17 protein-coding genes are annotated in these 19,151 nt (G+C 64.9%); 4 read left to right on the forward strand and 13 right to left on the reverse strand.

Translation table 11 applies throughout. From position 1 onward, the window contains the following. Window positions 1-119: 119 nt before the first annotated feature. Genes NKH54_RS25475 through exbB form a run of 3 tightly spaced genes read right to left on the reverse strand, consistent with a single transcriptional unit; the run spans window position 120 to window position 2,530 of the window. The gene (locus NKH54_RS25475; RefSeq protein WP_023713408.1) at window positions 120-1,079 is read right to left on the reverse strand and encodes an energy transducer TonB family protein; all 960 of its coding nucleotides are present in this window, start codon (window positions 1,077-1,079) and stop codon (window positions 120-122) included. After that, on the reverse strand, window positions 1,076-1,534 hold the full coding sequence (gene exbD / locus NKH54_RS25480) for a TonB system transport protein ExbD (RefSeq protein ID WP_023710186.1): 459 nt from the start codon (window positions 1,532-1,534) through the stop codon (window positions 1,076-1,078). Before exbD ends, NKH54_RS25475 begins: the two co-directional genes overlap by 4 nt. Before the next feature lie 6 nt (window positions 1,535-1,540). After that, window positions 1,541-2,530 (reverse strand): tonB-system energizer ExbB, encoded by a 990-nt coding sequence (exbB, locus tag NKH54_RS25485; protein ID WP_353029248.1) that lies wholly within the window; start codon window positions 2,528-2,530, stop codon window positions 1,541-1,543. Between the two features lie 325 nt (window positions 2,531-2,855). Between exbB and NKH54_RS25490 the strand changes: the two genes are divergently transcribed. After that, window positions 2,856-3,530 (forward strand): cysteine hydrolase family protein, encoded by a 675-nt coding sequence (locus NKH54_RS25490; protein WP_353029249.1) that lies wholly within the window; start codon window positions 2,856-2,858, stop codon window positions 3,528-3,530. Window positions 3,531-3,774: 244 nt separating this feature from the next. Here NKH54_RS25490 and NKH54_RS25495 read toward each other — a convergent pair whose 3' ends face one another. Together NKH54_RS25495 and NKH54_RS25500 are read right to left on the reverse strand one after the other, a co-directional pair. After that, the gene (locus NKH54_RS25495) at window positions 3,775-4,731 is read right to left on the reverse strand and encodes an LLM class flavin-dependent oxidoreductase (protein ID WP_023726079.1); all 957 of its coding nucleotides are present in this window, start codon (window positions 4,729-4,731) and stop codon (window positions 3,775-3,777) included. 158 nt (window positions 4,732-4,889) lie between these two features. Beyond that, on the reverse strand, window positions 4,890-5,045 hold the full coding sequence (locus NKH54_RS25500) for a hypothetical protein (protein ID WP_023670454.1): 156 nt from the start codon (window positions 5,043-5,045) through the stop codon (window positions 4,890-4,892). A gap of 233 nt (window positions 5,046-5,278) precedes the next feature. Between NKH54_RS25500 and NKH54_RS25505 the strand changes: the two genes are divergently transcribed. Then, window positions 5,279-6,046 (forward strand): SDR family NAD(P)-dependent oxidoreductase, encoded by a 768-nt coding sequence (locus NKH54_RS25505; RefSeq protein ID WP_023730205.1) that lies wholly within the window; start codon window positions 5,279-5,281, stop codon window positions 6,044-6,046. A gap of 71 nt (window positions 6,047-6,117) precedes the next feature. Here the strand turns inward: NKH54_RS25505 and NKH54_RS25510 are convergent, their stop codons facing one another. The 8 genes from NKH54_RS25510 to NKH54_RS25545 all read right to left on the reverse strand — a co-directional run bounded on the left by NKH54_RS25510 (window position 6,118) and on the right by NKH54_RS25545 (window position 15,456). Further along, window positions 6,118-7,062 carry an ABC transporter permease gene (locus tag NKH54_RS25510; protein ID WP_023694455.1) on the reverse strand — a complete coding sequence of 315 codons (945 nt, stop codon included), beginning with the start codon at window positions 7,060-7,062 and terminating at the stop codon, window positions 6,118-6,120. Then, window positions 7,059-8,114, reverse strand: a complete 1,056-nt coding sequence (locus NKH54_RS25515) for an ABC transporter permease (protein WP_023683937.1) — start codon at window positions 8,112-8,114, stop codon at window positions 7,059-7,061. Before NKH54_RS25515 ends, NKH54_RS25510 begins: the two co-directional genes overlap by 4 nt. Next, window positions 8,114-9,625 (reverse strand): ABC transporter ATP-binding protein, encoded by a 1,512-nt coding sequence (locus NKH54_RS25520; protein WP_353029250.1) that lies wholly within the window; start codon window positions 9,623-9,625, stop codon window positions 8,114-8,116. The genes NKH54_RS25515 and NKH54_RS25520 overlap by 1 nt, the downstream gene beginning before the upstream one ends. Before the next feature lie 174 nt (window positions 9,626-9,799). After that, the gene (locus NKH54_RS25525; protein WP_023670460.1) at window positions 9,800-10,825 is read right to left on the reverse strand and encodes a BMP family protein; all 1,026 of its coding nucleotides are present in this window, start codon (window positions 10,823-10,825) and stop codon (window positions 9,800-9,802) included. A 128-nt stretch (window positions 10,826-10,953) separates the two neighbouring features. Continuing rightward, complete coding sequence (locus NKH54_RS25530; protein ID WP_023694459.1) at window positions 10,954-11,901, reverse strand: ABC transporter permease; 948 nt, start codon at window positions 11,899-11,901, stop codon at window positions 10,954-10,956. A 2-nt stretch (window positions 11,902-11,903) separates the two neighbouring features. Further along, the gene (locus tag NKH54_RS25535) at window positions 11,904-12,875 is read right to left on the reverse strand and encodes an ABC transporter permease (RefSeq protein ID WP_023694460.1); all 972 of its coding nucleotides are present in this window, start codon (window positions 12,873-12,875) and stop codon (window positions 11,904-11,906) included. Window position 12,876: 1 nt separating this feature from the next. Further along, entirely contained in the window at window positions 12,877-14,394 is a 1,518-nt protein-coding gene (locus NKH54_RS25540; RefSeq protein WP_353029251.1) for a sugar ABC transporter ATP-binding protein, read from the reverse strand. 48 nt (window positions 14,395-14,442) lie between these two features. After that, window positions 14,443-15,456, reverse strand: coding sequence for an ABC transporter substrate-binding protein (locus NKH54_RS25545; RefSeq protein ID WP_353029253.1), 1,014 nt, complete (start codon window positions 15,454-15,456; stop codon window positions 14,443-14,445). 204 nt (window positions 15,457-15,660) lie between these two features. Between NKH54_RS25545 and NKH54_RS25550 the strand changes: the two genes are divergently transcribed. Both NKH54_RS25550 and gnd read left to right on the forward strand, forming a co-directional pair. After that, window positions 15,661-18,081, forward strand: coding sequence for a glucan 1,4-alpha-glucosidase (locus NKH54_RS25550; protein WP_353029254.1), 2,421 nt, complete (start codon window positions 15,661-15,663; stop codon window positions 18,079-18,081). 41 nt (window positions 18,082-18,122) lie between these two features. After that, on the forward strand, window positions 18,123-19,136 hold the full coding sequence (gnd, locus tag NKH54_RS25555; RefSeq protein WP_031355699.1) for a phosphogluconate dehydrogenase (NAD(+)-dependent, decarboxylating): 1,014 nt from the start codon (window positions 18,123-18,125) through the stop codon (window positions 19,134-19,136). Window positions 19,137-19,151: the final 15 nt, after the last annotated feature.

Raw genomic sequence — 19,151 nt, forward strand, 5'->3', positions numbered from 1 at the left:
TACGAGGCATATTTGCCGCCCGGCGACCAAGGCCGGTATTTTGCGCTAGCGTATTCGGTCCGGCGGGTCAGTCAAGCGGGAAAGTACGTGGTCATGGGATCGGCCTTGTCCGGCTGCTTCTAGTTCCGCAGCGTGAACATCAAAGGCGCCACGACAGCCGTACCGGCCTTCTCAGGCGGTGGCGCGGGCACCGTCGCACCCTGCAGAATGCCGAGCGCGGCGCGATCGAGATCGGCGTCCCCCGAAGATCGGGTCAGCCGGACGGAGGTCACCTTGCCCGAAGCGCTGACGACGAAGGTCACATTTGCGGTACCCACGGCGCGCCGCGACCTTGCCGCGCTCGGGTAGCGCTTGTGCCGATTGATCCATCCGATCAGCTGGGAGTTCCATTTGCTTGCACTGACTGATGATCCACTCGATTGCGAAGCCTTCGGCGCCGACGCCTTCGCCGCTGCCTTTTGATCGACACTGGCGGTCACGACCGCTTTCGCCGGCGCGGCCTTTTCCTTCTTCTCTTTCTTTGCTTTCGGCTTGGGTTTTTCGGCAGCCTTCTTCGCCTTCTCGATCGGCTTGGTCTCCGCCGGCTTGGTCTCCGCCGGCTTGGTCTGGGGCGGCGGAATGACCACATCCGGCGCTATGGTCGGGACGATGTCGGGCACCACCTCATCCAGCGGCGGCGATTGATCGGGCTGCTCGGCCGCTGCCGTCTCGATCGGAGCGGCGGGTTGAACCGCTTCCGTCTTCTCGGCGACCGGCCCCGGCTGACCGGGCTCGGGCTCCACGACGGGCTTCAGTTCGGCAACCGCCTCCTCGATCTGGTTCGGCGGCTCAGGCGTCACCACGTCGGCCATCGAGTCCTCCTGCACCGCCGGCGCCACCATCATCGGCGACAGCTCGATAGCCACAGCCGGCGGCGGGCCGCCATCGGCCATGTTGGCCAGGCTGAAGCTCTGGACGGCATAGGCGATCGCGACATGCGCGCCGACAATGACAATGGCCGCAGCCGCCCACAAGCCAATTTCGCGCAGGCCGGCGCGTGGCGGGTCGGCCGCGGGTGCGGCGGCGGCCAGTTGCGTCACGGGGCGGCGCCCCGGTGCGCCGCGGATGCGTCCGCCGGCACCGTCTCCAGCCCCACCAGCGCGATCTTCAGATAACCAGCGCCGCGCAGCAGGTTCATCACCTCCATCAGCTCGCCATAACCGACCGCCTTGTCGGCACGCAGGAAGATGCGGGTCTGCTTGTCGCCCTTGGTTCTGCCGTCGAGCACCGCGGCGAAAGCCTGGCGCGGCACGCTGTCATTGCCGATCGCGAGCGTCAGATCGTCCTTCAGGGTCAGGAACAGCGGCGTTTCCGGCCGGGGTGCTGGCGTCGCCGTCGAACCCGGCAGATCGACATTGACGTCGACTGTCGCCAAGGGTGCAGCGACCATGAAGATGATCAGCAGCACCAGGATGACATCGATGAACGGGGTGACATTGATCTCGTGGTTTTCCTCGAGATCGCCATCGATAGCCTCGCGAATTCTAGCCGCCATAGCCCATCACTCCGCCGCCAGCGCGGGCGCCTGCGGCACCGTGCGGAAATCGAGATCGCGGCTGACCAGCCGCTCGACCCCGGCCGAGGCATCGGCAAGGAGCTGCCGGTAGCCGGCTATCGACCGCGCAAAGACGTTGTAGATGACCACCGCGGGAATGGCCGCGACCAGGCCCATCGCCGTGGCGAGCAGCGCCTCGGCGATGCCGGGCGCGACGACCGCGAGGTTGGTGGTCTGCGCCTGCGAGATGCCGATGAAGGCGTTCATGATGCCCCAGACGGTGCCGAACAAGCCCACGAAGGGCGCCGTCGAGCCGATCGTCGCCAGCACGCCGGTGCCGCGCGACATGCGCCGCGCCGCCGCCGCTTCGATGCGCGACAGGCGCGACGTCACGCGTTCCTTCAGCCCGTCGCCGGTGACATGGCCGAGCGCACCGGCCGAAAGGGCAGTCTCTTCCTCGGCCGCCCGCACCAAAAGCGCACCGGGGCCGCCACTGTTGCCAAGCGCGCGCCCGGCCTGGCGCAGCGTGGCGGCATTGCCGATGGCGCGCGCAGCGCGACGGGCGCCGAGCTTGCCGAAGAGAATCTCCAGCGATTTGGCCAGCCACACCGTCCAGGTGACCAGCGAGGCGAAGGCCAACCCGATCATCACCGCCTTGACGATGATGTCGGCGGCCATGAACATGCCCCAGGGCGACAGATCGTGCGGCAGCGTCAGCGATATTGCCGAAGGCTCGGCCTGCGCGGATGCACCGGGCTGGGGTGCCGGCTGTGGCGCGGTCGGCGCCGCCTGCCCGGCAGTTGGCGAAGCCGGCGCGACAGGCGCAGCCGGTGCGGGCCGTTCGACTGCGACCGGGGAAGGCTGGGCCGCCGACCGGGCAGCTGCAGCGGGTTCCGTCGTCACCCTGGGCTGCGTGTTTGGCTGCTCTTGCGCAGCAGCGCTGCCGGCCGACAGCATGACCGCGGCCAGCGCCGCCAACAAACCATTTCTGGACACGCTTCTTCCTCGCTTCGTCATTGCACGTACGATCGGCTGGTCGGTGACGGAATGTCGACCCCGGAAATCCAGCCACTGGTTCTGGCTTCTCTCAAACGCGGCACAGCCGCTGGAAACAATTCAGGCGGCCGAGTGCCCTGCTTGACTATAAAACATGAGTTTACTAGTCAACAAACAAGATGGCTTTTTTGGCCAACGATTATCGGCGCGATGTCTCAGCGGCACATCGTCCTGGCGTCGGTCTACCTGGTGTCGTCGCACTGAGGGATGGACGGCCGCAGGGTTGCTGGGCCACGATACCGGGCAGCAATTGAGGCAGGCTGCGATGATCAAGGCGATACCGTTCGATTTCCCCTATGACGGCCGGCTGGTGCCGGCAAACACCGCGTTGCTGGTCATCGACCTGCAGGAGGATTTCCTCTCGCCGACCGGCTATTTCGCCAGGAAGGGTTATGACCCCGCGCCGCTGCGCGCCATCCTGCCGACAGTCAACCGACTGATATCAGCGGCACGCGCGGCCGGCCTCACCATCATTCACACCAGGCAGGGATATCGCGGCGACATGGCCGACATGACGCCGTACGAGAGATGGCGCCGCAAGCGGGCGGGTCTCGAAGGCACCGACGTGCTGCTGCGCTCCGGCCCCGGCTTTCAGATCGTCGCCGAGATCGACGTCGCGCCGCACGACATCATCGTCGACAAGACCTGCAACAGCGCCTTCACCTATACGGATCTGGAGCTTGTGCTGCGCGCACGCGGCATCACCCATCTGATCTTTTCCGGCTGCACGACCGATGTCTGCGTGCACACGACGCTGCGCGAGGCCTGCGACCTCAATTTCCAGTGCCTGACCATCGCCGACGCCTGCGCCAGCGGCGACCAATACGCGCATGACGCGGCGCTGCATATGGTGACGGTGGAGGACGGGGTGTTTGGTGTGCTGACGGAATCTGGCGCGGTGCTGGAGGCGCTGGAGCGGTCGAGTGGGAAAGCTGGTTAGATTACCAAAGCGAAGGCGTTGGGAACCATTTGACGCTGGAGGGGCAGCACCCCCCTCTGGCCTGCCGGCCATCTCCCCGCAAGGAGGGAGATCAAGTGCTCAACCGCTTTCGCCACTCTCCAACGTCGAAGAGCTGAGCGATACCTCGAAGCTGCCAATCTCCCCCCTTGCGGGGGAGATGCCCGGCAGGGCAGAGGGGGGTGTGAAGGAACGCTACGAAATAGCTTTCATTCCACCCGCAAATTCACCCTGCGTGAATATCCGACCCGCCCCGCGAGGCAAACGCGCCGGGCTGCGGCACCTCCGCCTCCCGGCGTGCCAGCGAGTTGCGCAAGAGCGCGATCGTCTCGCGGCCGACGCTGGCGATCTCGCGCGGCCGGTCGACACCGACGATCATGAACTCGCTGATGCCCAGCGCCGCATAGGGCAGCAGCGACAGGGCGATCTGCGCCGGTGGTCCGGAAAGTTCGACCGCCTTGTGGCCGACGGTAGAGGCGCCACCCTCCGAGCGGACCCGGACCGGAAGCGCAAAACGCAGCTTGCCGGCGCGGCCATGCTCGGCGGCGGCGCTGCGCGCCCGTTCCATCAGCTGGCGGATCTCGTCGAGCGAACCAGCCGTGAGTTCAAACACGTCGGCATGGCGGCCGGCGACCTTGAGCGCGGTGCCGGACTGGCCACCCATGCGGATGATCACGTCGACGCCATGCGGCCCCTTGCGCGGCACATAGCCACCCTTGATGCTGTAGAATGCACCTTCATGGTCGAAGGGCCGGTCGTTCGACCACAGCCGCTTCAGCAGCACCAGATATTCGTCGATACGCTGCCAGACCACGGTGTGGCCGACCGGACGCGTCTCGGCATCGTCGTCATCCAGCGGCTCGCTCAGCATCCTCAGCGCCAGCCGGCCGCCGCTCCTGGCGTCGAGCGCCGCCAGTTGCCGCGCCGCAACGGCTGGCGCGATCACGCCGGCCCAGTGCGTCAGCACCACTTCCAGCGACGAGGTGCGGTCCAGCGCCTGGGCGGCGATGTCCATATTGGTCAACAGCCCGGCCGGGTCGTCGACGACGATGTTCTGGAAGCCGGAATCCTCGATCAGCGACAGCTTGGTCGCCGTCTCGACGAAATCATAGAAGAACGGTACGGCCGAACCGGCATCGGCGGCGTGCGTTTTACCGGGAACATGCGTGAACTCGATCGGCATTGCCATCTCCTCCATCACGTTGGATGTATGTCGCCCCCGGTTTTGAGACGACGACATGCGTAAAAACAAGCATCAGCGCCAAAGCGCGTCCGCGTTCGGTTCATCAACTCCGGTCACTCACTGAAAGCGCTAGGTCGCCACCCTTTCGGCCTGATCGGTCAGGGAATCAAGCCGAGCACGACTGCCCCGGTGAACACGAACGCAAGGGCAAAGACGAGATAGGCGAAAGCGCCGGCATAGGCCGGGCGGAAAGCCTGGCTATTGGCCAGCCTCTGGCTGGTGCGGTCCGTCTCGGCGTTCTGGATATAGGACATATCGACCTCCGTCTTGCGGATTAATCTATAAAATCAGTAGACTTTGTCGAGTGCTATTTTTTGGAGATATGTAGAATGATTTTCTCAGTATTCCTTATTATTTGGTTTGGCATTGCTGGGAGACCCCTGTTGGAGACAAGCGAGCGACAAGCTTGGCCGACGTCTGCATAGGCGATAGCATCGCCATTCCGGCGTAAATGCGGATCATTTCGATCGGGAACGGGGAACAGAACATGGGTACAAGACTAGCCGGCAAGATTGCAATCATCTCGGGCGGCGCGACCGGAATAGGCGGAGCGGCCTCGGAATTGTTCGCCGCCGAGGGCGCCAAGGTGGCGATCATCGACCGCAATGGCGAGGCGGCGGCAGCCACTGCGGCGGCGATACGCGCGCGGGGACATATCGCCGAACACTGGGTGGCCGACGTCTCGGACGAGGCGCAGGTCGAGGCCGCAGTGAAGGCGGCGGCTGCCAGGCTCGGCCCGGCCACGGTGTTGTTCAACCATGCCGGCACCATCGTGATAAAGCCGTTCCTGGAGACGACAGTGCAGGAATGGGACTGGCTGCATGCGGTCAATGTCCGCTCGATGTTCCTGATGACGCGCGCCGTGCTCCCGGGCATGATCGCTGCCGGTGGCGGTTCGATCGTCTGCACCTCGTCGATCTCGGCTGTGGCGGCCACACCCATGGAGGTGCTCTACGACACCACCAAGGGCGCCTGCCACATGTTCGCGCGCGCCATCGCAGTCGAATTCCGCGACCGCAACATACGCTGCAACGCCGTCTGTCCCGGCTTCATCCGCACGCCGCACGGCCTGCGCGAGGTCGCCGATCTCGGCAAGATCGGCGTCGACGTATCGGACGCCGCATTGGCCGCACAGCAGGGCCGCATCGGTGAGCCGGAGGAAGTGGCCAAGGCAGCGCTGTACCTCGCCAGCGATGAGTCCAGCTTCGTTAACGGCACGCATCTGTTTGTCGATAATGGTTTTACGGCGATGTGAGTATCCCAGGCTTGGCGCCCTTCCTCTCCCCCGTCGATCGGGGGAGAGGAAGGGCGCCAAGTCCTACTCGCTTACCGCTCTTCTCGTCGAAACGGCTTCAGCAGCGCCGACGGCGCAACCGCGTTGCGTGACATCACGGCCATCGCGACGATGGTGAAAATGAACGGCAGCATCAAGAACGTCTCATAGGGAATATGCCCGAGGCCGCTCGCCTGCATGCGCAATTGTAGCGCATCGACGAAGGCGAACAGCAGCGCCGCGCCCGCAGAGCGCCACGGGTCCCAGCGGCCGAACACGACCAGCGCGATCGCCACCCAGCCACGGCCCGACACGACACCAAAGGTGAAGGCGTTGAACTGTGCCATGGTGAGGAAGGCGCCCGCAAGCCCCATCAGCGCACCGCCGAGGATGACCGCCTGGAAGCGCGTGGCGATGACGCTGACCCCAGCGGAATCAGCGGCGCGCGGGTTCTCGCCGACCATCCGCACCGACAGCCCCCAAGGCGTGCGGTAGAGCACGAAAGCAGCGAGCGGGATGGCAATGATTGCCAAGTAGACCAGCGCAAACTGGTTGAAAACCGCTGACCCCAGAACCGGAATATCCGACAGCAGCGGGATCGGCACCGTCTGAAAACCCTTGATGCTGGGCGGCACCGATTGCTGGCCGAAGGTCAGACGGTAGAGGAAATAGGCAAGGCCGGACGAGAACAAAGTAACGCCGATGCCGCAGACATGCTGGCTGAGGCCGAGCGCCACCGTGAACAGCGCATGCAGCGCACTCATCGCCATGCCGGTCAACACCGCGGCCAGCACGCCGAGCCACAGGCTGCCGCTGAGGCTGGCGGCGGTGAAGCCGGTCATCGCGCAGAGCAGCATGATGCCTTCGATACCGAGATTGAGCACGCCGGCCCGCTCGGAGAACATCTCGCCCAGCGTGGCAAATGCCAGCGGCGTGGCGATGCGGATAATGGCGGCGAGGAAGCCGACCTGAAAGATCTGTTCGAACACCGCGCTCATAAGGCGGCACCGACGCGGCGGATGCGATAGGCCGTGAACAGCAGCGCCACCAGCATGGCGAGTAGCGCCGTGCCCTGGATGACATCGCTGAGGAACGCCGGCACGCCGGTGGCGCGCGACATCGCTTCGGCGCCGGTCATCACGGCGGCCAGGAAGATCGCCGCCGGTACGACGCCGAGCGGATTGAGCCTGGCCAGCATGGCAACGACGATGCCGGAATAGCCATAGCCCGGCGAAATGTCGCTCATCACCTGGAAATGCACGCCGCCGACCTCGCCGACGCCGGCAAGCCCGGCCAGCGCGCCCGACAGCAGCGCCGTCGAGATCAGCACCCGCTCGACATGTATTCCGCCATAGCGGGCGGCTTCCGGGCTTTCGCCGGTGACCCTGATCCGGAAGCCGAGCGTGGTGCGCACGATCAGGAACCAGATCAACGGGGCCGCGATCAACGCGGCGATGACACCCAGATGCAGCCTTGTGCCTTCGAGCAGCACCGGGAAATTCGCCGAATCCTCGATCGGCGGCGAGATCGGATAGCCGCTGAACGAGTCCTTCCACGGCCCCTCGATCAGCGCCATCAGCGCATAGTAGATGACCGAATTGAGCAGCAGCGAACTGACGACGTCGTCCACCTTGAATTTGACCCTGAGCGTCGCGGGCACCAGCGCTACCGCGGCACCGGCAGCAGCGCCCGCCAGCGCCATCGACAGGATCGCCAGCGCACCCGGCATTGGGATGGCGCCGACGAAGCAGCTGGCCACGGCGCCGGCCAGCAATTGGCCCTCGGCGCCGATGTTCCAGAATTTGGCCCGGAAGGCGACGGCCACAGCCAGCCCGGTGAAGATCATCGGGGCGGCGCGCACCAGCGTTTCGGTGATGGCATAGCTGTCGCCGAACGAGGCCGACAGCATCACGCCATAGGCCTCAAGCACGCCGGCGCCGGCCAGCGCGATGAGGCCGCTGCACAGGACCAGCGCTGCGCCGATGGCCAGCAGCGGCAAAGCGAGATTGAACCAGGCGGGGGTGGAACTGCGGGCTTCGAGGCGGAACATCAGCTATGCCCCTCCGCCCCGGTCATCAGCAGCCCAAGCCGCGCGATGGTCGCATCGGCGCTGTCCAGCGTGCCGGCGATGCGGCCCTCATACATCACCGCGATGCGGTCGCAGAGCACCAGCAGCTCTTCGAGATCTTCGCCGATGACGATGATCCCGCAGCCCTTGGCGCGCATGTCGAGGAATTTTTCGTGGATGAAGCGGGCGGCGCCGATGTCGAGGCCGCGCGTCGGCTGCGAGACGATCAGCACCTTCGGGTCGAAAGCCAGTTCGCGCGCCAGCAGCGCCTTCTGCAGATTGCCGCCCGACAGCGCGCCGGCGCGGGTCATCGGCCCGGGGCACCTGATGTCATAGGCCTTGATCTGTTCTTCGGCGAAGGCGCGGATCGCATCTGGCTTGAGCAGGCCCCGGCTGCTGAAAGCCGCAGTACCAATGCGCGGCAACACCATGGAATCGGCGAGCGGCAGATTGGTGACCAGCCCGGTCGTCATACGGTCTTCCGGGATGCGGCCAAGGCCGAGCGCCTGCACCTCGCGCGGCGAGAACCGCGTAACAGGTTTGCCGGCTATCGTCATCGCGCCGGCGTCGGGCGCGCGCGTGCCGGAAATCACCTCGGCCAGCGCCCGCTGGCCATTGCCGGAGACCCCGGCAATGCCGAGGATTTCGCCCGCGCGAACGGCAAGCGATACATCGCGCAGCGGCGTCCCCGAATGCCGTGAGGTGGAAATACCGTCGAGCGTCAGCACCGCCGCGCCTGGGGTCGAAGGTCCTCTTGCCGGCGGCACGATCTCATGGCCGCACATCAGCTGCGCCATTTCTGCCGATGTCGTGTTCGCCGGATCGTCGACACGGCCGGCGACGCGGCCGTGCCGCAATACGGTGCAGCGATGGGTGAGCGCCCGCACCTCGTTCAATTTATGCGAGATGAAGATGATGCCGAGCCCCTGCGCCGCCATCGAGCGCAGCGCCGAAAACAGCCCGTCGACCTCGCCCGGCGCCAACACCGCCGTCGGCTCGTCGAGGATTAACAGCCTGGCGCCGCGAAACAGCGCCTTGACGATTTCGAGCCGCTGCTGCTCGCCGACCGACAGCGCGGAGACAGGCAGGTTGGGGTCCAGCGTCAGCCCATGCTGACGGCTGATGTCGGACAACCGGGCAAGTCCGCCGGCGCGGTCGATGCGGCCGGATTTGCCGGGAATGCCAATCAGAAGGTTTTCCAGGACCGTCAGCCTTGGCGCCAAATGAAAATGCTGGTGCACCATGCCGATGCCGGCGGCCAGCGCATCGGCCGAACTGGTGATCCGCACGGTCTTGCCCTGGATAAGAATTTCGCCGGCATCCGGCGCATAGGCGCCGAACAGCACATTCATCAGCGTCGTCTTGCCGGCGCCGTTTTCGCCCAGCAGGCCGAGGATCTCACCTGGGGCGACGCTTAGATCGACAGCCTCATTCGCCTTGACGGCGCCGAAGCTCTTGGTGATGCCGCGCATTTCGATGAGAGGGGCGGACAAGGATGCTCCTGCGGAGATACCCCTCCCCCTCGAGGGGAGGGTGCTAGCGAAGCGAGGCGGGTGGGGTCACCTCAACTGCCTCAACCCATGACTTAGCAGGATGGAGCACTTCGCGGAGGACCCCACCCGGCCCTGCGGGCCACCCTCCCCTCAAGGGGGAGGGGGTGCGCCGAGCTAATCCGAAACCGGCGTGTTCTCATCCACATCCACCCGGAAATTGCCTTCCAGGATCTCGGCCTTCTTCTTCTCGACCAGATCCTTCACATCCGCCGGCAGCGTCTTGTCGAATTTATGGTAGGGCGCCAGGAACGACCCGCCCTTGGCCATGCGCGAGAAATCGCCATAGTCCTGCGCGGTGAAGACACCGGCCTTGACCAGCTTGATCGCCTGCTCGACCGTCGGGTACATGTCCCAGACCGGCCCGGTTATGACCGTGTCGGGGCCGAGGCTCGACTGGTCGGACATGTTGGAGATGGCGAGGATCTTCTTATCCACCGCCGCCTCGATGACGCCGAAGCGCTCGGCATAGATGACATCGACGCCGGCATCGATCTGGGCGACCGCCGCTTCCTTGGCCTTGGGCGGATCGAAGAACGAGCCAATGAAGGCGACCTTCTTCTTGATGTTGGGATTGACCTCCTTGGCGCCGGCAAAGAAGGCGTTGACCAGCCGGTTCACTTCCGGAATGCCCATGGCCGCCACCGCGCCGATCGTGCCCGACTTCGACATCTTGCCGGCGATCATGCCGGAGAGGTAGGCCGGCTCGTGGATCCAGTTGTCGAAGACGCCGAAATTGGGCTCGGCCGGGCCGGCGCCCGAGCCGAACAGCCATGCCGTCTTCGGGAACTGCTTTGCCGTGCGGCGCGATTCACGCTCGGCGGCGAAGGCGTCGCCCAGCACCAGCTGGTACCCGCCTTGCGCATATTCGCGCATGACGCGGCTGAAATCGGCGGTCTGCACCTTTTCCGACCATTTGTATTCGATGCCGAGTTCCTTCTCGGCCTTCTGCAGGGCGACGTGGATCTGGTTGTCCCACGGCTCCTCGATCGGCGTGGCGAAGATCGCCGCCACCTTCAGCTTCTTGTCCTTGGCGAAGGCTGCACCCGGCAGCATGGCTGCGGCCAGGCCAAGTGCGCCGAGTTCCAGCACGTCGCGCCGCGACAGGCCGGTCGATTGCGATTTGTTTTTCCGGTTTTCCATCTAGTGCCCCTCTGTTTGACAGCCGTGTCGAGCCGGCTGTTCCGAAATCAGACGCGGAACTATGGAACGGGTGCGGACTTTTGTCCACATGGTCAAATTTAGCGGGACTGCTGCCGGGCTCACGCCTTTTAGCGCAGCGCCTTCTCGCCGCCGGCTACGGTGATGACGCCGACGATGATCAGCCCGGTCAGCAACAGCCGAACGCCGGCGCTGACGCCGAACGTGTTGAGCATGGTCAGAAGCAGTACCAGGAACAGCGCCGCGCCCCAGACACCGGGAACATTGGCCTTGCCACCGGCGACCGAGGTGCCGCCGATGACGACGACGGCGATCGAGGCCAGCAGGTACTCGTTGCCGATATCGACATTGGCGCCGCGGAAATAGCCGGCGAGCAGCGCCCCATCCATGCCGCCGAGCGCGCCCGACAGCGTGTAAGTCAGGAAGCGGGTGCGGCCGACATTGACGCCGGCAAGCCACGCGGCGCGGATGTTCTGGCCGATCGCCAGCACCGAGCGGCCATAGATCATGCGCTGCAAGGCGATGGCCGCACCGATGCTGAACAATACGGTAAGGATCGCCAGCACTGGAATGCCCAGGATTTGCCAGTTGGCAAAATCGGCAAAGCCGGGCGGCGGCTTGATCTGCAGGCCACGCCCATAGCTGATGTCGATCGACTGGATGATGAAGCTGGCCGACAGAGTGGCGATGATCGGCGGGATCCTCAGCGCCCAGATCAGGAGATAGTTGACGGCACCGATGGCGGCGCCGCAGGCGAGCGCGGCGAGCAGCCCGACCACGATCATGGAATCGCTGCCGCCCATGACCTTCATGGCGACGGCACTGGCGAGCCCGATATTGGCCGGCAGCGACAGGTCGACATTGCCTGGCCCGAGCGTGATGACGAACATTTGGCCGACTCCGACGATGACGGTGAACACCGCCAGCGACAGTGCCGCCGTGACCATGCCGCCGCCGCCATAGCCGCCAGTGAAAGCGATGGTCGCCAGCCAGACGAACATCGCGCCGATGAACGACCATATCCAGGGTTTGGCGGCCAGCGATTTAACCAGCGTCATCGCTACCTCTCCCTGCGGCTGATCAGGACGCGGGCTGCCAGCACGATGATCAGGATGGCGCCGTTGGCGGCGACCTGCCAATCCGGCGGAATGTGCATGAAGGTGAGCAGAGGCGATGCCGCCAGCGCCAGTGTCAGCGCGCCGAGCACGGCGCCGATCGGCGACACCCGGCCGCCGACGAACTCGCCGCCGCCGAGAATGACGCCGGCGATCGCCAGCAGCGTGTAGCCATTGCCGATATTGGCGTCGGCCGAGGTGGTGATGCCGATCAGCGCCATGCCGGACAGAACGCCGAATAGGCCGGTCAGCGCAAACAGCACGATCTTGGTTCGAAGCAGCGACCAGCCAGCGCGCCTGAGCGCCGCCGGATTGCCGCCGGATCCCCGCAGGATGACGCCATAGGAGGTGCGCATCAGCCCAAAATGCACCACCGCTGCGATCGCCAGCGCGGCGATGATAGGGAACGGAATGAAGGGCGGCTTGAAGGCCATCAGCGACAAGAGCCAGTCCGGCGCCTTGCCACCGGGCTTGGGCAGCACCAGAATGGCAAGTCCCTGCCAGACGAAGCTCATGCCCAGCGTCACCACGATCGACGGCAGATTGCGCAGATGGATCAGTGCGCCGAGCAGCGCATAAACGCCTATGGAGCCGAGCAGGATGATCACGCCGAGCAGCGGCGCGTCCTTCAGCCAGGTCGCGGTGACGCAGCCGACAAAGCCGACAAAGGTGCCGATCGACAGATCGAGCTCATTGCCGGCGATGACGAACATCTGGGCGATCGTCGCCAGCGCGATCGGAATAGCGAGGTTCAACATCAGGCTGAAGCCGAAATAGCTGATGGCGCGTGGGTTGAGCCAGGCGATGGCGATAACCACCAGCGCCAGCGACAGCGCCGGCAACAGGCTGCGCAGCAGGCGCGCGCGGGCCGCGCTGCTGCGCGGCGAGGACGTAGGGCCGGGAGCGACTGCCGTCATCTCAGGCCGCGTCGCCGAATGAGGACTGGATGATCTTTTCCTCGGTCAGCTCGTCGCGCGTGAGATTGGCGACGATGCGGCCGTTCTTGAAGACATGGATGTGGTCGCAATTGTCGAGCTCTTCGGTCTCGGTGGTGTACCAGAGGAAGGTCCGGCCCTTGGCCGCCTCCTCGCGCACGAGATCGTAGACCTCAAGCTTGGTGCCGATGTCCACGCCGCGCATCGGATCGTCCATCAGCACGATCTGCGCATCGGAACCCAGTGCGCGGGCAAACAGCGCCTTCTGCTGGTTGCCGCCGGACAGCGAGAAGATGTTGTTGGTCATGTCAGGCGTGCGGATGCCGATCTTCTGCTTCCAGAACTCGGCAAGCTCGGCCTCGCGCTGCGGCGAGACCAGCAACCCTTTGCGCAGCCGCGCCAGCGAGCGGATGCCGATGTTTTCGGCAATAGACCATTGCGGGAAAATGCCGTCCGATTGGCGGTCTCCGGCCACCAGCGCCACCGGGGCGGTCACCTCGATATCAAGCCTTCTACGCGTCGCGGCGGCAAAGATCGCCAGCAACAGGTCGGTCTGGCCATGGCCGGCAAGCCCGGCAAGCCCGATGATCTCGCCGGCGCGAGCGACAAGCTCCTTGCCGTCCTGCTGCCGCTCGGGCCGCGCCCGCACCCTGAGCGGGCCCGCCGCCGGCCTGGCGGCGATCTCCGCCGCGATCTTCTCGCGCGCTTCCGCGCCGCCCATGGTGGCCACCAGCCGGTCGCGGTCGAACGCTTTTGCAACGTCCGTGGCGACCACCTTGCCGTCGCGCATGACCACGATGCGGTCGGCATTCTGCAGCACCTCGCCCAGCACATGCGAGATCAGGATGCAGCTGCCCCCGGTGGCTACGAAACGGCGCACGAAGGCAAGCAGCTGGCCCGCAGTATGCGCGTCCAGCGAAGAGGTCGGCTCGTCGAGAATGACCAAGTCGAGCGGATCGCGCGTCACCGTGAAGGCGCGCGCCACCTCGACCATCTGCCGCCGGCCGATGGAGAGATCGCCGGCAATGTCGTCTGCCGAGATGCCGTGATCCGGAAAGATTTCGTCCAGCTTGGCGGCAATGAGAGCAGCCGCCTTGCGTCGCCAGCTGAAGCCGGTGAGCGCCGGATGGTTGATGCGCGTATTCTCCGCGATACTGAGGTTAGGGCAGAGCGACAGTTCCTGGAACACGCAGCGTATGCCGAGTTTCAGCGCGCGCGCCACCGAGTAGTCGGTTTCGGCATTGCCACGCACCGCGATCTCACCGCCATCGGGCTGCAGCGTACCGGCCACCATATGCATCAGCGTCGATTTGCCGGCTCCGTTGTGGCCGACCAGCCCGACGCATTCGCCTGATACAACATGGAAGTCGACGCCGTTAAGCGCCCGAACGGCGCCGAAATGTTTTTCGGCGCCGTTAAGCCTGATGATGTCCAAATGGGCGGCGCCGAAATGTTTTTCGGCGCCGCCCAGTCTGATGATGTCCGTATTGGCCTCAGGCATGCTCAACGATATCCGGTCGGTCATGCCGCTGGCAATGAATGCAATGCATCACTTGATATTGGCTTTGATCGCCGCGATTGCGTCTTCCTGGCTGTATTCGTGGGTGGCGACGCCGCCCTCCTTGATTTTCGGCAGCTCGGTCTCGAAATTGTCCTGGGTAAAGGCGAGATACGGCACCAAAAGGTCATGCGGAATGTCGGTGCGGCCGTCGAGCACCTGCTGCGCCACCCAGAAGGCCAGCGACGACACGCCGGGCGCGATCGAGGCCGACCAGGTCAGGTAGCCATCCTTGTCCTTCTGCTCCTTCCACCATTTCAGCTCGTCCTGGCGGTTGCCCATGATGATGGTCGGACGCGGCTTGCCTGCGGCGGCAAAGGCTTGTGCCGCGCCATAACCGTCACCGCCCTGGTCGACGATGCCGACGATGTCGGGCAACGAAGGCAGGATCGTCGCGACCGCCTTCTGCGCCGTCGTCTGGTCCCAGTCGCCGGTCACCGAACCGACGATCTTGAACTCGGGATGGGCGGCGACGCCTTCGAGGATGCCGGCATGGATGGCATCGTCGATCGAGGTGCCGGCAAGGCCGCGGATTTCCAGCAAATTGCCGCCCTTGGGCTGGAACTTGGCCATCTGCTCGACTTCCTGCTTGCCCATGTCCTTGAAGTCGACGACGACGCGGTAGGCGCAAGGTTCGGTGACCGTCCCGTCGAAGGAGACGACGACGATGCCGGCATCGCAGGCCTGCTTGATGGCGCCGTTCAGCGCATCCGGCGATGCGGCATTGATGACGATGGCGTCATAACCCTGCAGGATCAGGTTCTGCACCTGGGCAGCCTGCGTCGGCACTTCCTTGTCGGCGGTGGTGAAGATGTCGGCGGCGCCGACGATCTTGTCCTCCACCGCCTTCTTGGTGACGATGCCGTAGCTGTCGAGCATCGCCTGGCGCCACGAATTGCCGGCGTAATTGTTGGAGAAGGCGATCTTCTTGCCGCTGGTGTCGGCAAGCGCCGTGCCCGAGGCGAGCATCGCCGCCAGAGCGCTCAGGACGAGCAGTTTCTTCATGTCATAATCCTCCCATGGATTGTCGGCCCCGCCGACTGTTGCTGATGGTTTTGGCGTTGGCTGCCTGTTTTTTATCTATTGTCAGACAAATGCAGATGAGCTCGCTTGTCAACTGCGATCGGTTACGCTTTGGCGATCAACTTCAGGTGCGATGATTGAAAAGCCTTCGCCTGCTGGTCTAGGGAAGGGCCCAGGAGACCATGCATGGCAGCGACGCCGCCGACCCTTCCCCCCAGTGCACCCAAAAGAATGGGCGCGCCCGGAATTCCGGCGCGCTGGACGTCAAGCGCCAAGAGCGGCGTAGGTGCCGCGCTTTCGACGGCGAGCCGCGTCTGGTTCACGCTCAGCCATGGCATCGTCAATGAAGTCTACTATCCCGGCCTCGACAGCGCCTGCACGCGCGACATGGGACTGCTGGTCACCGGTCCCGGCGGCTGGTTTTCCGAGGAGAAGCGTGACGCCACACATGCCATCGAGCCGTTCGAGGACGGCGTGCCCGCCTACCGGCTGATCAACGCGACGGCGCGTTACCAGATCGAAAAGCGCATCCTGGCGGATCCGGCGCGCCCGGCCTTGCTGCAGGAAACCAGCTTCACGGCACTCGAGGGCGTGGCCACGGACTACCGCGTCTACGCCCTGCTGGCGCCGCATCTGGTCAATGCCGGCATGGGCAACACCGCCTGGACCGACGAGCACAAGGGGAGGCCGATGCTGTTCGCGTCCGGGCGCGGCACCTGCCTGGCGCTTGCATCCTCGCTGCCCTGGGGTGATTGCTCGGCCGGCTATGCAGGCTTTTCCGACGGCTGGCAGCAACTCAGCCGCGCCGGCCGGCTCAATCCGGCCTGCCAAAGGGCGGAGGACGGCAATGTCGCGCTGATCGGCGAGATCGGCTTTTCCTTACGCAACAGCAAAGCCTTGCTTGCGCTTGGGTTTGGGGCAACGCCGGATGAAGCGGCCGAAAACGCCGCCGCCAGCCTGAAACGCGGGTTTGAGCCGGCGGCAAAGGTCTATGTCGCGAAATGGCGGAAATGGCAGGCAGGCCTGACGGCGCTCGACCACCATGATGCATCCGGCCTCAACACCTACCGCGTCAGCACAGCGGTGCTGGCGACACACCTGTCGCTGGCGAGGCCCGGTGCGGCCGTCGCCAGCCTGTCGATCCCCTGGGGGTTCAGCAAGGGCGACGACGACCTTGGCGGATATCATCTGGTCTGGCCGCGCGACCTCGTCGAAACTGCGGGCGGCTTCCTCGCCGCCGGCGATCCGGCGCAGGCGCTTGAGATCCTCGCCTATCTCCGTTCCATCCAGCAGCCGGACGGCCACTGGCCACAAAATGTGTGGCTCGACGGCTCGCTCTATTGGCCGGGCATCCAGATGGACGAATGCGCCTTCCCGCTGCTGCTTGCCGATGCGCTGCACCGCGCCGGCCACCTGCCGCGCGCAAAGCTCGCCGCCTTCATGCCGATGGTCGAGAAAGCAGCGTCCTATATCGTGCGCAATGGCCCCGTCACCGGGCAGGACCGCTGGGAAGAGGACGCGGGCTACAGCCCATTCACGCTCGCCGTCGAAATATCGGCACTGCTTGGCGCCGCCGATCTGTTCGACGTCAACGGCAAACCCGAGCCGGCTAACTATTTGCGCGAGGTCGCAGATTGCTGGAACGACCAGATCGAGCGCTGGACCTATGTCAGCGGCACACCGGAGTGCCACGAGGCTGGCGTCGACGGGTACTACATCCGCATCGCGCCGGCCGACGCTTCAGGCGCCGCATCGCCGAAGGACGGTTTCGTACCGATCAAGAACCGTCCGCCGGGCGATACCGACAAGCCGGCCGAAGCGATTGTCAGCCCGGACGCGCTGGCGCTGGTCCGCTTCGGCCTCAGGGCCGCGGACGATCCGCGCATCGTCGGCACGGTCAAGATCATCGACGCGCAACTGCGCTGCGACCTGCCGCAAGGGCCTCTATGGTACCGCTACACCAGCGACGGTTATGGCGAACACGCCGACGGCGCCCCCTTCGACGGCAACGGCCAGGGCCGACCCTGGCCGTTGCTGGCCGGCGAACGCGCTCACTACGAGCTGGCCGCCGGCCGCAAGGACAAGGCGGCAAGCCTGCTCGACACATTCGAGGCTTCGGCTGGGGTGGGCGGTCTGCTGCCGGAACAGGTCTGGGACGGCGCCGACATACCGGAGCGCGAATTGTGGCTGGGCAAGCCGTCGGGCAGCGCCATGCCGCTGGTCTGGGCGCATTCGGAACACATCAAGCTGTTGCGCTCGCTCCGCGACGGCGCCGTCTTCGACATGCCGCCGCAAGGCGTCAAGCGCTATGTCAGGGACAAGACCGGCTCGCCGCTGAGGATATGGCGCTTCAACAACAGGCTGCGCACCATGGAAGCCGGCAAGACGCTGCGGGTTGAACTGCTGCAGCCGGCACTGATCCGCTGGAGCGGCGACCAGTGGCAGACCAACCATGAAATCAACACGTCCGTGAATGTCTTTGGCGTCCATATGGCGGATCTGCCGGTGACCGATATTCCGCGAGGTAATACGATCGTCTTCACTTTTTTCTGGCCCGACGGCGACCGTTGGGAGAATGTCGACTTCACCGTCGGCATTGAGAACTAACTCGCCAGCAATTTCTTTCCTCAAGCGACTAGGACAAGACCATGCAGATCGGAATGATGGGACTGGGCAGGATGGGCGCCAACATGGTGCGCCGCCTGATGCGCGACGGCCATGAATGCGTCGTCTACGACATCAACCCGGCAAGCGTTGCCGCCCTGGTTGCCGATGGCGCCATCGGCGCCGCATCGATGGAGGAGTTCGTCGGCAAGCTTTCCAAGCCGCGCAGCGCCTGGCTGATGCTGCCGGCGGCGATCACCGGCAAGATCGCCGACCAGGTGGCGGCGCTGATGGAGCCCGGCGACATCATTATCGACGGCGGCAATTCCTATTATCACGACGCTGTCGACCAGGCGGCCGAGCTTGCGGCCAAGGGCCTGCACTATGTCGATGTCGGCACCAGCGGCGGCGTTTGGGGCCTGGAGCGCGGCTACTGCCTGATGATCGGCGGCCCCGATACGGCGGTCAAACACCTCGATCCGATCTTCGCCACGCTGGCGCCCGGCGCCGATGCCGGCGCCACGCCCGACAAGGCGGGCGGGACCGCACCCTTTGGCTACCTGCATTGCGGACCGAGCGGCGCCGGCCATTTCGTCAAGATGATCCACAACGGCATCGAATATGGCGTCATGGCCGCCTACGCCGAAGGCATGAACATCCTGAAATCGGCCAATGCCGGCAAAAGACAGCGCACTGCGGACGCCGAGACCAGCCCTTTGGAAAACCCGCAATACTATCAGTTCGACATCGACCTGCCGCAGGTGGCCGAGGTCTGGCGCCATGGCAGTGTGATCGGCTCCTGGCTGCTCGACCTCACCGCCGGCGCTCTGAAGAGCGACCCGGCATTGGCCCAGTTCGGCGGCCGCGTCTCCGATTCCGGTGAAGGCCGCTGGACGCTGAAGGCGGCGATCGACACCGGCGTGCCGGCGCCGGTTCTGTCCTCGGCTTTGTTCGACCGCTTCTCCTCGCAGGGCGAATCCGAATTCGCCGACAAGCTGCTGTCGGCCATGCGCTATGCCTTTGGCGGCCATGTCGAAAAGCCGAAGGCCGGCAAGTGAAGGCCGCAGGGGAGA

The sequence above is a fragment of the Mesorhizobium sp. M1004 genome, assembly GCF_040318795.1.
Lineage (GTDB): Bacteria > Pseudomonadota > Alphaproteobacteria > Rhizobiales > Rhizobiaceae > Mesorhizobium.

Excerpts from the sequence above, each read along its gene's own strand:
- exbD (WP_023710186.1), bottom strand. The coding sequence starts at position 1,534 with ATGGCGGCTAGAATTCGCGAGGCTATCGATGGCGATCTCGAGGAAAAC.
- NKH54_RS25490 (WP_353029249.1), top strand. The coding sequence starts at position 2,856 with ATGATCAAGGCGATACCGTTCGATTTCCCCTATGACGGCCGGCTGGTG.
- NKH54_RS25495 (WP_023726079.1), bottom strand. The coding sequence starts at position 4,731 with ATGCCGATCGAGTTCACGCATGTTCCCGGTAAAACGCACGCCGCCGAT.
- NKH54_RS25500 (WP_023670454.1), bottom strand. The coding sequence starts at position 5,045 with ATGTCCTATATCCAGAACGCCGAGACGGACCGCACCAGCCAGAGGCTG.
- NKH54_RS25505 (WP_023730205.1), top strand. The coding sequence starts at position 5,279 with ATGGGTACAAGACTAGCCGGCAAGATTGCAATCATCTCGGGCGGCGCG.
- NKH54_RS25510 (WP_023694455.1), bottom strand. The coding sequence starts at position 7,062 with ATGAGCGCGGTGTTCGAACAGATCTTTCAGGTCGGCTTCCTCGCCGCC.
- NKH54_RS25515 (WP_023683937.1), bottom strand. The coding sequence starts at position 8,114 with ATGTTCCGCCTCGAAGCCCGCAGTTCCACCCCCGCCTGGTTCAATCTC.
- NKH54_RS25525 (WP_023670460.1), bottom strand. The coding sequence starts at position 10,825 with ATGGAAAACCGGAAAAACAAATCGCAATCGACCGGCCTGTCGCGGCGC.
- NKH54_RS25530 (WP_023694459.1), bottom strand. The coding sequence starts at position 11,901 with ATGACGCTGGTTAAATCGCTGGCCGCCAAACCCTGGATATGGTCGTTC.
- NKH54_RS25535 (WP_023694460.1), bottom strand. The coding sequence starts at position 12,875 with ATGACGGCAGTCGCTCCCGGCCCTACGTCCTCGCCGCGCAGCAGCGCG.
- NKH54_RS25540 (WP_353029251.1), bottom strand. The coding sequence starts at position 14,394 with ATGCCTGAGGCCAATACGGACATCATCAGACTGGGCGGCGCCGAAAAA.
- NKH54_RS25545 (WP_353029253.1), bottom strand. The coding sequence starts at position 15,456 with ATGAAGAAACTGCTCGTCCTGAGCGCTCTGGCGGCGATGCTCGCCTCG.
- NKH54_RS25550 (WP_353029254.1), top strand. The coding sequence starts at position 15,661 with ATGGCAGCGACGCCGCCGACCCTTCCCCCCAGTGCACCCAAAAGAATG.
- gnd (WP_031355699.1), top strand. The coding sequence starts at position 18,123 with ATGCAGATCGGAATGATGGGACTGGGCAGGATGGGCGCCAACATGGTG.